Here is a 14,230-nt window from a genome sequence, read left to right as displayed (position 1 = left end):
TGGCGCTTGATCGCTACGGCCTGAAGGGATCGGGTGGAGACAGGTATGCGTATTGCGTATGTTATCAATACATTTGAGGGCGGAGGGGCCGCGTTACCTATTCCGGCTATTGTTGAGGTCTGTCGTCAGCACGGGCATGAGGTCCATGTCGCCGCCCTGATCCGGCGCAACGGCCGCGCCATGGAGGCGATGCGCAAGGCGGGTATCGACGGCGTGGTGCTGGCGGGGGAAAAAGCGTCCTCCCGCCATGTCCTGCACGAACTTGACAGGTGGGTGCGCTCCGTGCGGCCGACCCATATCTGGACATCCCTGACACGCGCGACCCTGCTGGGGCAGCTTGTCGGCGCATGGCAGGATATTCCGGTTGTAAGCTGGCAGCATAACGCGTTTTTGAAACCGGCGAACCTGACCCTGCTACGCCTGACAAAAAAGCTGACCCGGCTATGGGTGGGTGATTCCGATTACGTGACCAACCTTACGGGCGAACGGCTTGACCTGCCATCCAGCCAACTGGCCTGCTGGCCCATTTTCCGTACCCACTCCGATATCCAGCCCGCCCCGGCATGGAAACCGGGAGAGGTCGTGCGGATCGGCTCGCTGGGGCGTCTCGATCCCACCAAGGGGTACGATACGCTCTTTCGGGCCCTTATCCTGCTCCGGGCGGTGAAGGGACTGCCGGAGTATCAGGTCACAATAGCCGGGGAGGGGCGTGAATACGCAAGGCTGCACGCATTCTGCCAGCTTCATGGCCTGACGAACGTGCGTTTCGCGGGTTACGTGAATGACACGGCGGCGTTTCTGCGGGCCTGCCATCTGTATGTCCAGCCTTCACGCGGGGAAGGGTTCTGTATTGCCGCGCATGAGGCCATGAACATGGGGCTACCCGTGCTGGGCAGCACGGTAGGTGAGATGAACCATTCCATTGAACAGGGCGTGACAGGATGGAAAATACACCCCGACCACCCGCAGGAACTGGCCACCACACTGGAAATGATCCTGCGCCATCCGGAACGGCTGGCGGATATGGGCCGCGCCGCGCGCGATCTGGTCATGCGGCGTTTCAGCCCGCATGCCTTTTCCCAGGCGGGGGGAGATATCCTGCGGCGCATGACGGACATCCAGCCGTAGAATGATCGCCCCCGCCGGCAGGTGTGTCAGATAATCTCGTCCGGCGGGGTCTGTTTGGTCAGGGTATCGTATCGGACCAGGCTGCGCAGCAGGTCTTCCATGCAGGCCAGCGGCAGCATGGTCGCCCCGTCGCTGGGGGCGTGATCCGGGTCGGGATGGGTCTCGATGAACAGGCCCGCAACCCCGATCGCCAGCGCCGCGCGCGCCAGGATGGGGGCAAATACCCGCTGCCCGCCCGATGCCGAACCCAGCCCCCCGGGCTGCTGCACGGAATGGGTGGCGTCATAGATCACGGGGTACCCCGTTCCCGCCATGATGGGCAGGGCGCGCATGTCATTGACCAGTGTGTTGTAGCCAAATGACGTGCCCCGTTCGCACAGCATGATCCGCTCATTGCCGGTGGACGCCACCTTGGCTGCGACATTCGTCATGTCCCAGGGGGCCAGGAACTGCCCTTTCTTGATGTTGATGGCGGCCCCCGTCTCACCCGCCGCCAGAAGCAGGTCGGTCTGGCGACACAGGAAGGCCGGGATCTGCAATACATCCACCGTCTCGGCCACGGCGGCGCATTGGTCGGGCAGATGCACATCCGTCAGCACGGGAACGCCAAAGCGTTCACGCACCTGGCCCAGAATATCCAGCCCCTGCGCCATGCCCACGCCACGCGCGCCCGTGACGCTGGTGCGGTTCGCCTTGTCGAACGAGCTTTTATAGATCAGCCCGATGCCAAGCCGGGTTGCCATGCCATGCAGCGCATCAGCAACTTCCAGGGCATGGGCGGCGGATTCAATCTGGCATGGCCCCGCGATCAGTACGAAAGGGGCGAGGTTGCCAACCTGAAGCGGGCCGATGGTTACAGCACGGTGGGTCGCCATTTACTTTTTGGTCGCCTTGGCTACGGCCGCCCCGATAAAACCGGAGAACAGCGGGTGCGGATCGAATGGCTTGGACAGCAGTTCGGGATGATACTGCACCGCGATGAACCACGGGTGATCGGGATATTCCACGACTTCGGGCAGGATGCCGTCCGGTGACATGCCCGAAAAGCGCATGCCCGTCTTTTCGAGCTGCTCGCGGTAATGGACATTGACCTCATAACGGTGGCGGTGGCGTTCGCGTATTTCGGTGCGGCCATAGGCTTCCGCCGCGCGCGACCCTTCCGCCAGTTTGGCGGGGTAGGCGCCAAGGCGCATGGTGCCGCCCATTTCGCCGCCTTCGCGCCGGCGCAGCAGTTCATTGCCCCGCGCCCATTCGGTCATGAGACCGACCAGCGGCTGTTCCGTCGGCCCGAATTCGGTCGAGGACGCATCGGCAATGCCCGCAAGGTTGCGCGCGCATTCGATAACCGCCATCTGCATGCCAAAGCAGATGCCCATGAACGGGATATTGTTTTCACGCGCGAACTTCACGGCGCGGATCTTGCCTTCCGAGCCACGTTCGCCAAAACCGCCGGGCACCAGGATCGCATCGCTATGGGCCAGCGACTGCACGGCGTCGTCCGATTTCTCGAAACTTTCCGCCTCGACCCAGTTCAGCCGGACGCGGGCGCGGTTGGCGATGCCTCCGTGCTGGAGCGCCTCGATCAGGGATTTGTAGCTGTCGAGCAGGGCGGTGTATTTGCCCACCACCGTCACCAGCACTTCCCGGTCCGGGCGGCGCACGGCGTCCACGATCTTCTCCCACCGCGAAAGGTCGGGATCGGGCGTGGTGGGCAGGCCGAAATGGCGCAGCACTTCGGTGTCCATGCCCTCGCGGTGGTAGGAGATGGGGCAGGCATAGATCGTGTCCACGTCGCGCGCGGCGATGACGGCTTCGGGGCGCACGTTGCAGAAGCTTGCGATCTTGCGGCGTTCGGTCTCGGGAATTTCCCGGTCCGACCGGCAGACGAGCATCTGCGGCTGGATGCCGACATTCTGCAGTTCCTTGACGGAATGCTGCGTTGGCTTGGTCTTCAGCTCTCCCGCCGCCGCGATCCATGGCAGCAGGGTAAGGTGGATGAACATGGTCTGGCCGGGTGCGAGGTCGTTACGCAACTGCCGGATGGATTCAAGGAAGGGAAGGCTCTCGATATCGCCCACCGTGCCGCCGATCTCGACCAGCACGAAATCCACCTCGTCGGTATCCGCGACGATCGTTTCCTTGATCGAATCGGTAATGTGGGGAATGACCTGCACGGTCGCGCCCAGATAGTCGCCACGCCGTTCGCGCGCGATCACGCCGGAATAGATCTGGCCCGTGGTGGCGTTATCGGCCCGCGTGGCGTGCACGCCGGTAAAACGCTCGTAATGGCCAAGGTCGAGATCCGTTTCCGCGCCGTCGTCGGTTACGAAAACCTCGCCGTGCTGATAGGGGCTCATCGTCCCCGGATCGACATTCAGATAGGGATCAAGCTTGCGCATCCGGACCCGATAACCACGGGCCTGAAGCAGGGCAGCAAGGGCAGCCGAAGCGATGCCTTTGCCGAGGGAGGACACCACGCCGCCGGTGATGAATACAAACCGCGTCATGGATGGCCTTCCTACACTGCTTGCGCCCACGCTGCAAAGGCTACGATGCGGCGTGATAGAAAAAATAAAAAATGCCCCGGCACCACGTGCGGGGGCATTGACCCTGGACCCGGCGGTGGTGCCGGGTCAGTTGCCGCCAGCGGGGCTGGAGGGGGCGGGCGGCTGGGCCAGGATGTCATGCCCGGTGCCGGTGGAGGCCCCGCGGTTCATGACCGCCAGCGTGAGCGACAGCACCATGAAGGCCGTGCCCAGCACGGCGGTGGAGCGCGTGAGCAGCGTTGCCGTGCCGCGCCCGGACATGAAGGAGCCCATGCCCTGCGAGCCACCGATTCCAAGGCCGCCACCCTCGCTGCGCTGGATCAGGATGGTGCCGATCAGCGCGATGGTGACAAACAGGTGCAGTAAAAGAAGAACTGTGATCATGCGTCTTTCCAGTTGATCCCCGCTGGCCGCGCGGCAATCACGACGGTCGGGCGGCGCGGACAAGCGGCGCGAAGGTTTCGGCCTTCAGGCTGGCATTGCCCACCAGCGCCCCGTCCACGTGTTCGACAGGCAGGATATCGGTGACATTGCGTTCGTTGACGGACCCACCATAAAGGATTCGGATCGTTTTGCCAGCTTCCCCGAACTGGCGCACCAGTTCCTCGCGGATGAAGCGTGACATATCGGCAATATCCTGCTGCGACGCCGCCGTGCCGGAGCCGATGGCCCATATCGGCTCATAGGCCACGATGCCCCGGAACCCCTGCGGCAGCGAGCCCTGTATCTGCCAGCCCACCGTCTCCTCTGATTCGCCGGCGGCGCGCTGGTCGGCGTTCTCTCCCACGCAGACGATGGGCGTCAGCCCCGCCGCCATGGCGGCGACGGCCTTTTCACGCACCGTCTCGTCCAGTTCATGATGTTCGCCACGGCGTTCGGAATGGCCGAGGATGACATACTCCACCCCCAGATCGACCAGCATCGGGGCTGAAATGTCACCCGTATGGGGGCCGGCCCTGTCCTGATGGCAGTCCTGCGCGCCCAGGGCGATCCCGGCCTGCTTTATGGCGGGGGCCAGCCGGGCAAGCTGCGTGAAGGGGGGGCAGACCACCACATCGGCCCGTGTGGGCAGGGCGCCCAGCGCCGTGGCCAGTCCGTTCACCAGGGCGTCGGCCTCCGCGCTCAGGCCGTTCATTTTCCAGTTGCCAACAATTATCTGCTTCATGTTTCCACTCCCGCCCCTGTCTGTCCGCGTTGTCGCGTTATGCAGGGCATGGCTGTCAGGGCGCGCAGCCTACACCATGCCGCCCCCGGCGTTGCAACCCGCCCACGCGCACAACGGGTGCGCAAGCACGGTAGTGCTGGTCAAACCGCCAGCGTGACCGTATGGTGCGCGACCGGAAAACAGGAGCCCCGCAGGGGCGCGCTGCGTGCATGCCATTTTCCGTCCGCCTTTATCTTGGTCCTGGTGCAGGTTTTTCATGCTATCTTTTCTGTGTCGCGTGTTTATCGATTCATGGGTGGGACGCATCGTCGCCGGGCTGTTTTTCCTCGCCTTCATCGGCTGGGGCGTGGGCGATGTGCTGATGGGCATCGGCACGGAACGCGCCGATGTGGTGGCCCGTGTGGGCAGCCAGACCATCCTGTTGCAGACCTACCAGAACGCGCTGCAGTCCGAGATGCCGCAGGTCGCGCAGTCCATGCATCTGCCCGATCCGTCCCAGATCCCCCCCGCCACGCGTGAGCAGGTGGCCCAGCAGGTGCTCCAGCGTCTGGTGCTTCAGGCCGAAATCGCGCTGGCGGCCGACCGGCATGGCCTGATCGTGCCCGATTCCTCGGTGCGGGAGGAGATATTCTCCATCCCCGCGTTCAAGGGGCGTGACGGACATTTCGATCGCGCCCTGTTCAACGACCGCCTGCGTCGTACCGGCATGTCGGAAGGGAGGCTGGTCGATCTCGTCCGGCAGGAACAGGCGTCGCGCATGCTGCTCCAGCCGATTCGTGATGGGGTGGGCGTGCCCGATGTGATGACCCGCCGCCTGTTTGATTTCGAAGCCCAGACCCGCACCATCGACCTGGTGCGCGTGCCCTTTGAAAGCCAGCCGGTCACCGCCACCCCGACCGGGGCGCAGCTTGCGCGCTACTACGCCAACCACCCGTGGGAATTCCAGACCCCTGAATACCGCCATGCCCGCATTGTCGTGCTGTCGGCGGACACGATCGGCCATCAGCTCGACATCCCCGACGCCGCGTTGCGCGACGCCTATCAGGCCCAGTCCCGCACGTTCAATACGCCCGAGCGGCGTACCGTGCAGATCGTGACCGTGCCGACGCAGGACCGTGCGGCCGCCCTGCGCGCCCAGTGGGTGGATGGCGGAAGCTGGGCGCAGGTGCAGAAGGCGGCAGGCAGGGACGCCGCCGCCGTGGAACTGCCCGCGATCCGGCAGAGCGACGTGCCGTCCGCTGACCTGGCGCGGCAGATATTCGCGGCCCCCGCCGATGTGACGCAGGGACCGGTCCGGAGCGAGGGCGGCTGGGTCACCTTCCGCGTCACCGCCATCACGCCCGCCCACAGCACGGCTTTCGACGATGTGAAACAGGCCCTGCACGATCAGGTCGCCCATGCCCGCGCGCAGGCGCTGATGGGCGATCGGGTGCAGAAACTGCAGGACGCGATCGCGGGGGGCGGGCTGGAGTCCATCCCGGCCGATCTGGGGGCCGTCGCGGTATCGGGTGAACTGGATCAGGGCGGCCTGACGCATGACGGCACGCCCGCCCCCATTCCGGGTGGCGATGCGGCGCGGCAGGCGATCATCGGGCGTATCTTTTCCCAGCCCAAGGGCGCAAGCCCCGAACTGCTTCAGGGGCCCGACGGGGTCTGGTACGCCGTCTCGGTCGATGGCGTGACGGCGGCGCATGGCCTGGACATGGCCGAGGCCGGGGCGCGCGTCACCGCCGCGTGGCAGGCCGATGCACGCCGCCATATGGCCGACCAGCAGGCCACCGGCTTCTATACGCAGGCGAAGGAGCGGGGCGGTCTCGCGCAGGTCAGCCCGGCCATTTCCGGGCTGGAACACAGCCAGCCGATCTCGCCCGTCCAGCCCGCGCCGGAAATCCCGCGTGAGGTCGCGGCCCTGATCTTCCGCCTCGACCATCCGGCGCAGAGCGTGATGGTCGAGACGGATGGCGGATACGTGGTCGCGACGCTGACCGCGATCACCCACCCCGACCGCGCGTCACAGCAGCCGCTTTATGACCGGATCCGCGCCGGGCTGACCCAGTCGATGGGTGATGACATTGAAATGAGTTACGGCAATGCGCTGGAAGGCATTGTCAAACCCAGGCCGAACAATTCCGCCATTCGCGCGGTCATGGCCGAGGTTGCGGGCAGAGAAAACACGGGAACAGGACAGTGACAGCAGACGCATCGCGCATACGCCCCTCCTTCCGGCAGCCTGATGCTGCCCAGCGCATGGAGGCCCTTGCCGCCCTGCGCGCGGGGGATGCCGCGCTCGCATGGCGCGTCGAACCCGCTGACCTGCTGACGCCCGTGGCCGCTTTCCTGCGGCTGTCGCGGCTGGCGCGCAGCCATGGGGGTGGCAATGGCGGGCATAACGCGTTCCTGCTGGAAAGCGTGGAAGGCGGCACCTCACGCGGGCGCTATTCCGTGATCGGCCTGCTGCCAGACCTGATCTGGCGCTGCCATAACGGAAGCGCCAGCGTCTGCCATGACCCCGCCGCGGCGGTGCATGAATTCGTGGCGGAAGACGATGCGCCACTGACTTCCCTGCGGCGCATCCTGCATGAAAGCCGCATGACCCTGCCCGACGGCATGCCGCCCATGACGGGGGGCGTGTTCGGCTATCTGGGTTACGACATGGTCCGGCAGGTCGAATGCCTGCCGGACATGCCCGCCGATGACCTGAACCTGCCCGAAGGCATCCTGATCCGTCCCGGCCTGTTCGCCATATTCGACACGGTGCGCGACGAACTGCTGCTGGCGGCCCCCCTGCGGCCCAGGGCCGGTGTCGCGCCCGAGACGGTGTGGGACGAGGCGCAGGACCGCCTGCAACAGGCCCGCGCGGCGCTGTCCACGCCCGTGGAACTGCCGGACGGCACGGGGGGGGAGATCGCGCCACCCGTACCGCAGTCCAACCTGTCGCGTGAGGAATTCTGTGCGATCGTACGCAGGCTGCAGGACTATATCGCGGCGGGCGATGCGTTCCAGATCGTGCCGAGCCAGCGCTTCAGCGCCGCGTTCAGCCTGCCGCCCTTCGCGCTGTACCGCGCGCTGCGGCGCATCAATCCCGCGCCGTTCCTGTTCTATCTGGACCTTGACGGGTTCAGCCTTGTCGGCTCGTCCCCCGAGATACTGGTGCGGCTGCGCGAAGGCGCCATGACGGTCCGCCCGTTGGCGGGCACCCGCCCGCGCGGCGGCACGGTGGCCGAGGATCTGGCGCTGGAGGCTGAACTGCTAGCCGACCCCAAGGAACGCGCCGAGCACCTGATGCTGATCGACCTTGGCCGTAACGATGTGGGCCGGGTGTGCGAGATGGGGTCGGTCCGGGTGACTGAGCAGTTCGTGATCGAGCGGTTCAGCCATGTCATGCACATTTCCTCGAACGTGGAGGGGCGGCTGCGCCCCGGGCTGGAGGCGCTCGATGCGCTGATGTCCGGCTTCCCCGCCGGCACGCTGACCGGCGCGCCCAAGATTCGCGCCATGGAAATCATTGATGAGGTGGAACCGACCCGGCGCGCCACCTATGCCGGGTGCATCGGCTATTTCGGCCCCGATGGGGACATGGACACCTGCATCGGCCTGCGCATGGCGGTGGTGAAGGATGGCCGGATGTACGTGCAGGCGGGCTGCGGCGTGGTGGCCGACAGCATTCCCGATGCGGAATATGAGGAAACCCGCCAGAAAGCCCGCGCCCTGTTCCGCGCGGCGGAGGAAGCGGTGCGATTTGCAACGGGTGAGGGCGGATAAGGCGATTTTATAGCGGGCGGGGACATGATAAGGTCCGGTCCGACATGCCGGGCCGGACCTGAAGGTTTGACCCGGCCCAGCGGAAAAGCCATGATACGACCATGATCCTTCTGATCGATAATTATGACAGCTTCACCTTCAACCTCGTCCATTACCTGGGGGATCTGGGGGAGAAGTGCGACGTCTATCGCAATGATGCGATCAGCGTAGCCGACGCGCTTGCGCTGCGGCCCGAGGCCATTGTCATCTCCCCGGGGCCCTGTTCCCCCAATGAGGCCGGGATCTGCTGCGACCTGATTGCCGAGGCGGCGGGCCGGGTGCCGGTCTTTGGCGTCTGTCTGGGCCATCAGGCCATCGGGCAGGTTTTCGGGGGGCGGGTGGTGCGCGCGCCGGTGCCCATGCATGGCAAGGTCTCGCCGGTCTATCATGACGGCTCCGGCATTTTCGCCGGTGTGCCCGACCCGTTCAACGCCACCCGCTACCACAGCCTGACCGTTGATCCCGACACCCTGCCCGATACGCTGGCCGTCACCGCCCGTTCGTCCGATGGGGTGATCATGGGGCTGCGCCATGCCAGCCTGCCGATATTTGGCGTACAGTTCCATCCCGAGAGCATCGCATCCGAATACGGTCATGAAATCATGGCCAATTTTCTGTCCCTTGCGCGGGGCCGGAACACACCGTGCAAGGCTGCCTGAGCGGCCATGAACAGCAGTACGGACCCCGCCCCGGCCCGCCAGGCAGAGTTCAGGGAAATCCTTGCGGCATTGCTGGCGCGGCAGCCCCTGTCGCCCGCCATGGCGGGGGCGGCGTTCGGGTCGATCATGGATGGCGCGGTGGGGGAAATACTGCTGGCCGCGTTCCTGACCGCGCTGCATATGCGTGGCGAGAGCGTAACCGAACTGCATGCCGCCGTACGCGCCATGCGCGCGCGCATGGTCGCGGTGCCCGGCATGCCGGCGGATGCGGTGGATGTATGCGGCACCGGCGGTGACGGGCTGGGCACGCTCAACGTCTCCACTGCCGTGGCCTTCGTGCTGGCGGCGCTTGGGGTGCCGGTGGTCAAGCATGGCAACAGGGCGCTGTCTTCGCGCTCCGGGGCGACGGATGTCCTGCTGGAACTCGACGTGCCGCTGCCGGTGGACACCCCCCACATCCACCGGATGATGGACAGCCATGGCGTGACGTTCCTCGCCGCGACCAACCATCACCCCGCCATGCGGCATGTCGGCGCGGTGCGGCGGGGGCTGGGGTTTCGCACCATTTTCAATCTTGTCGGCCCGCTGTGCAATCCCGCCGGGGTCACGCGGCAGCTTGTGGGCGTGTTCTCGCCCCGGTGGCTGGAGGTCATGGCCACGACGCTGCGCGAAGCCGGGTCGCGTTGCGTCTGGGCGGTCAGCGGCGCGTGCGGGGAGGGGCGGTTCATCGATGAAGTGACCCTCGCCGGTCCCACCCATATCCGCGCGCTGGAGGGCGGGGAGATACGCACCCTGGCCCTCGACCCGGCGGCGACGGGACTGGCCTGCGCGCCGATCAGCGCCATTGCCGGGGGCACGCCCGCGCATAACGCCCGCGCGCTGCGCCATCTGGCCGAAGGCGCGCGGGGCGCCTACCGCGATACCGTGCTGCTCAACGTGGCGGTCGCGTTGCATGTGGCGGGGCGGGGCGACACCATCATCCGGGGCGGCGGGATCGATTATGCCGCCCTGCGCGGGAACATCGCCGTCGCGGCTGAAGTTCTCGATCGTGGCGCGGTGCTTGCCGTGCTGGAGGCTGTCCGGAAGTTCCGGGCGGATGAGCCTAACAGAGTAACAGGGTAGAAAATGAACGACACGCCAATGACCTCCCCCCAGACAGGTAGTGTCCAGCCCGTGGATGACGACGGCATCCCCGATGTTCTGGAACGCATCTGTGCACGGACCCGGGTGGACGTGGCGCAGCGCGCGAAAGTCATGACGCTGAAGGAAATCACGTCCCGCGCGCGGGAAGTGAACACGCCCCCGCGCGGCTTTGGCCAGGCGCTCAAGCAGAAAACCGCCGACCACCAGATCGGCCTGATCGCGGAAATCAAGAAGGCCTCGCCTTCCGCCGGTATCCTGCGTCCGGATTACGAACCCACGGTCATCGCCGCCGAATACGAAAAGGCGGGGGCGGCCTGCATTTCGGTCCTGACCGAAGGCTCGTGTTTCCATGGCAGCGCGGAAGACCTGACCCGTGTGCGCGAGGCGTGCAAGCTGCCGCTGCTGCGCAAGGATTTCATCATCGACCCGTGGCAGGTGCATGAAAGCCGCCTGATCGGGGCGGACTGCATCCTGCTCATCATGGCGATCCTGACCGATGCGGAAGCGGCCGAACTGCTCGACATCGCGCGCGGGCTGGACATGGACGTGCTGGTCGAGGTGCATGACGAGCAGGAACTGAACCGCGCGCTGGCGCTCGATACCTCGCTGATCGGGATCAACAACCGCAATCTCAAGACATTGCAGACCGATATCCAGACCACGCTGGATCTGGCCCCGCTGGTGCCGCCGGACCGGATCATCGTGTCCGAAAGCGGCATCCGCACGCATGCGGACGTGCTCAGGCTCAACGCGGTGGGGGCGTCGGGCTTCCTGGTGGGTGAGAGCCTGCTGCGGCACGAAGACGTGGGCGCCGCCGTGCATGCCCTGCTTGGCACGGTGGCCACCGGAACCGCGTCATGACATCGCCCCGCCTGTCACATCTGGACGCGGCGGGGCACGCGGTCATGGTCGATGTCTCGGCCAAGCCCGATACGCGGCGCGAGGCGGTGGCGCACGGGCTGGTAAGGATGCGCCCCGAAACGCTGGCCATGATCCTGTCCGGCCAGATGCCCAAGGGGGATGTGCTGGCCACCGCGCGCATCGCGGGCATCATGGCGGCCAAGAAAACATCGGACCTGATCCCGCTGTGCCATCCGCTGGCCATTTCCTCCGTCCGGGTGGATCTTGCGCCCGATGCGGCGGGGCTGGGGGTGGAGATCACGGCGCGGGTCCGTACCACCGGGCCGACCGGCGTGGAAATGGAAGCCCTGACAGCCGCCTCCGTCGCCGCCCTGACGCTGTATGACATGTGCAAGGCCGTCGAGCGGGACATGGAGATCTGTCAGATACACGTGATCCACAAATCCGGCGGGGCTTCCGGTACTTATAACCGTGCGGCGCCGCCATGACGGAACGCGACTATATTCCGACCCCGTAACGGCCGCAGTGCTGGCAACAAGAAGCAAGGACCTTCGATGAGTAACGAGACAGATCCCGGCCTGTCAGGTGGCCACAACAGCCGGACCATGACCGAAGCCGACCTGAAGCAGGCCTATTACGAGATGGTGCTGATCCGCCGGTTCGAGGAACGCGCGGGCCAGTTGTACGGCATGGGGCTGATCGGGGGGTTCTGTCACCTCTATATCGGTCAGGAAGCGGTTGTGGTCGGGATCCAGGCGGAGCTTAAGCAGGGGGACAAGATCATCACCTCCTATCGTGACCATGGGCAGATGCTGGCGGCCGGCATGGACCCGCGCGGGGTGATGGCGGAACTGACCGGGCGCGCGGGGGGCTATTCCCATGGCAAGGGCGGCTCCATGCACATGTTCTCCTCCGAGAAGCATTTCTATGGCGGGCACGGCATTGTCGGCGCGCAGGTCTCGCTCGGGATCGGGCTGGCCTTCGCCAACAAGTACCGTGGCACGGACGAAGTTTCGGTCACCTATTATGGTGAAGGCGCGTCCAATCAGGGGCAGGTTTACGAGAGCTTCAACCTCGCCGCCCTTCACAAGCTGCCCTGCCTGTTCGTGCTGGAAAACAACCGCTACGGCATGGGCACCAGCGTGGAGCGGGCCTCCGCGTCAAAGGAACTGTGGCGCAATGGCGAACCGTGGGGCATTCCCGGCATGCATGTCGATGGCATGGACGTGAACGCGGTGCGCGCGGCGGCGCATGAGGCCATAGCCCATTGCCGCGCGGGCAAGGGGCCGGTGCTGATGGAGGTCGCGACCTATCGGTATCGCGGTCACTCCATGTCGGACCCGGCAAAGTACCGCCAGCGCGCCGAAGTGGACGAAATGCGCAAGAACCATGACCCGATCGACCGCGTGCGCCGCGAACTGCTGGAACTGGGCGTGGCCGAGAGCGAATTGAAGTCCATGGATGACAAGGTGCGTGACATCGTGACCGACGCGGCGACCTTCGCCCAGACCAGCCCCGAGCCGGATCCGTCGGAGCTGTGGACAGATGTGCTGGTGGAAAGCTGATTGAAGATGGCAACAGAAATACTTATGCCCGCCCTGTCCCCCACGATGACGGAGGGCAAGATGTCGCGCTGGCTGCGCAGGACGGGGGATGCGGTCGCCGCGGGCGACGTGATCGCGGAAATCGAGACGGACAAGGCCACGATGGAAGTCGAGGCCGTGGACGAAGGCGTCATGGGCCGTATCCTGATCCCCGAGGGGACGGAGAACGTGGCCGTCAACACCCCCATCGCCATCCTGCTGGCGCAGGATGAGGACGCCGACGCCCAGCCCGCCGCACCGGCGGCGCAGGCGCAGACCGCTTCCGCTCCCCCCGCCGCCGCCGCGCCCACGGCGCCGGCCCCGACCGGGACCACGGCCGTCGCCCCGCCGGAACGGGACTGGGGCGAGTGCACGGAGATCACGGTGCGTGAAGCCCTGCGCGACGCCATGGCCGCCGAACTGCGCCGTGATGAAGACGTGTTCCTGATTGGCGAGGAAGTGGCGCAGTACCAGGGCGCCTATAAAATCTCGCAGGGGTTGCTGGACGAGTTCGGGGAAAAGCGGGTGATCGACACCCCCATTACCGAACAGGGCTTTACCGGCATGGCCATCGGCGCGGCGCTGACCGGGCTGAAACCGATCGTGGAGTTCATGACCATGAACTTCGCCATGCAGGCCATTGACCAGATCATCAATTCCGCGGCCAAGACACGCTATATGTCGGGGGGGCAGATGTCGTGCCCCATCGTGTTCCGTGGCCCCAACGGCGCGGCCGCCCGCGTGGGCGCGCAGCATTCGCAGTGCTATGCAAGCTGGTACGGGCATGTGCCGGGGCTGAAGGTGGTCGCGCCGTGGTCGGCGGCGGATGCGAAGGGCCTGCTGCGGGCCGCGATCCGTGACCCCAACCCGGTCATCTTCCTTGAAAACGAAATTCTGTACGGCCAGCGTTTCCCCTGCCCGGTGGATGAGGATTTCATCCTGCCCATCGGCACGGCCAAGGTGGAGCGTGAAGGCCGGGATGTGACCATCGTGGCTTTCTCCATCATGGTTGGCGTCGCCCTTGAGGCGGCGGAAAAGCTGGCCGCGCAGGGGATCGAGGCGGAAGTCATCAACCTGCGCACCATCCGCCCGCTTGACACCCGGACCGTGGTGGACAGCGTGAAAAAGACCAGCCGCCTTGTCTGTGTGGAGGAAGGCTGGCCATTCGCCGGTATCGGCGCGGAGGTCGCCATGCAGGTGATCGAACATGCCTTCGACTACCTCGACGCGCCGCCGGTACGCGTGGCGGGCGCCGATGTGCCGATGCCGTTCGCCGCCAATCTTGAAAAACTTGCCCTGCCCAATGCGGACTGGATCATCAATGCCGTCCGGCAGGTTGTGTGA

12 protein-coding genes and 1 pseudogene are annotated in these 14,230 nt (G+C 65.6%); 9 read left to right on the top strand and 4 right to left on the bottom strand.

The window, feature by feature from the left end; translation table 11 throughout:
- Nucleotides 1–45 precede the first annotated feature (45 nt).
- On the top strand, nt 46–1,128 hold the full coding sequence (locus tag LDL28_RS04075; RefSeq protein WP_233057330.1) for a glycosyltransferase family 4 protein: 1,083 nt from the start codon (nt 46–48) through the stop codon (nt 1,126–1,128).
- 26 nt (nt 1,129–1,154) lie between these two features.
- On the opposite strand, the gene kdsA is transcribed toward LDL28_RS04075, so the two are convergent.
- The 4 genes and pseudogenes from kdsA to tpiA form a co-directional block, all read right to left on the bottom strand.
- Nucleotides 1,155–2,003 carry a 3-deoxy-8-phosphooctulonate synthase gene (gene kdsA, locus LDL28_RS04070; protein WP_233057329.1) on the bottom strand — a complete coding sequence of 283 codons (849 nt, stop codon included), beginning with the start codon at nt 2,001–2,003 and terminating at the stop codon, nt 1,155–1,157.
- Entirely contained in the window at nt 2,004–3,635 is a 1,632-nt protein-coding gene (locus LDL28_RS04065) for a CTP synthase (protein ID WP_233057328.1), read from the bottom strand.
- Nucleotides 3,636–3,727: 92 nt separating this feature from the next.
- Nucleotides 3,728–4,058: pseudogene (gene secG, locus LDL28_RS04060) on the bottom strand (preprotein translocase subunit SecG); the annotation flags it as partial.
- A gap of 37 nt (nt 4,059–4,095) precedes the next feature.
- Entirely contained in the window at nt 4,096–4,839 is a 744-nt protein-coding gene (gene tpiA, locus LDL28_RS04055; protein WP_233057326.1) for a triose-phosphate isomerase, read from the bottom strand.
- A gap of 256 nt (nt 4,840–5,095) precedes the next feature.
- Between tpiA and LDL28_RS04050 the strand changes: the two genes are divergently transcribed.
- The 8 genes from LDL28_RS04050 (at nt 5,096) to LDL28_RS04015 (ending at nt 14,230) form a co-directional block, all read left to right on the top strand.
- Nucleotides 5,096–7,030: a peptidylprolyl isomerase gene (locus LDL28_RS04050; protein WP_233057325.1), complete on the top strand. Its 1,935-nt coding sequence runs from the start codon at nt 5,096–5,098 to the stop codon at nt 7,028–7,030.
- Between the two features lie 56 nt (nt 7,031–7,086).
- A complete protein-coding gene (gene trpE, locus LDL28_RS04045; protein WP_233059182.1) occupies nt 7,087–8,601 on the top strand; it encodes an anthranilate synthase component I in 1,515 nt (504 codons plus the stop codon).
- Nucleotides 8,602–8,702: 101 nt separating this feature from the next.
- Entirely contained in the window at nt 8,703–9,299 is a 597-nt protein-coding gene (locus LDL28_RS04040) for an aminodeoxychorismate/anthranilate synthase component II (RefSeq protein ID WP_233057324.1), read from the top strand.
- Nucleotides 9,300–9,305: 6 nt separating this feature from the next.
- Complete coding sequence (gene trpD, locus LDL28_RS04035; RefSeq protein WP_233057323.1) at nt 9,306–10,421, top strand: anthranilate phosphoribosyltransferase; 1,116 nt, start codon at nt 9,306–9,308, stop codon at nt 10,419–10,421.
- A 3-nt stretch (nt 10,422–10,424) separates the two neighbouring features.
- Complete coding sequence (gene trpC / locus LDL28_RS04030; RefSeq protein WP_370636224.1) at nt 10,425–11,303, top strand: indole-3-glycerol phosphate synthase TrpC; 879 nt, start codon at nt 10,425–10,427, stop codon at nt 11,301–11,303.
- Entirely contained in the window at nt 11,300–11,791 is a 492-nt protein-coding gene (gene moaC / locus LDL28_RS04025) for a cyclic pyranopterin monophosphate synthase MoaC (RefSeq protein WP_233057322.1), read from the top strand. The genes trpC and moaC overlap by 4 nt, the downstream gene beginning before the upstream one ends.
- Nucleotides 11,792–11,908: 117 nt before the next feature.
- On the top strand, nt 11,909–12,868 hold the full coding sequence (pdhA, locus tag LDL28_RS04020; protein ID WP_233059180.1) for a pyruvate dehydrogenase (acetyl-transferring) E1 component subunit alpha: 960 nt from the start codon (nt 11,909–11,911) through the stop codon (nt 12,866–12,868).
- A gap of 6 nt (nt 12,869–12,874) precedes the next feature.
- Nucleotides 12,875–14,230, top strand: a complete 1,356-nt coding sequence (locus LDL28_RS04015) for a pyruvate dehydrogenase complex E1 component subunit beta (protein WP_233059179.1) — start codon at nt 12,875–12,877, stop codon at nt 14,228–14,230.

It is taken from the genome of Komagataeibacter sp. FNDCR2, from assembly GCF_021295395.1.
GTDB lineage: Bacteria > Pseudomonadota > Alphaproteobacteria > Acetobacterales > Acetobacteraceae > Komagataeibacter.
Note: the sequence above shows the minus strand (reverse complement) of the source record. Positions and strands in the feature narration are given on the sequence as shown.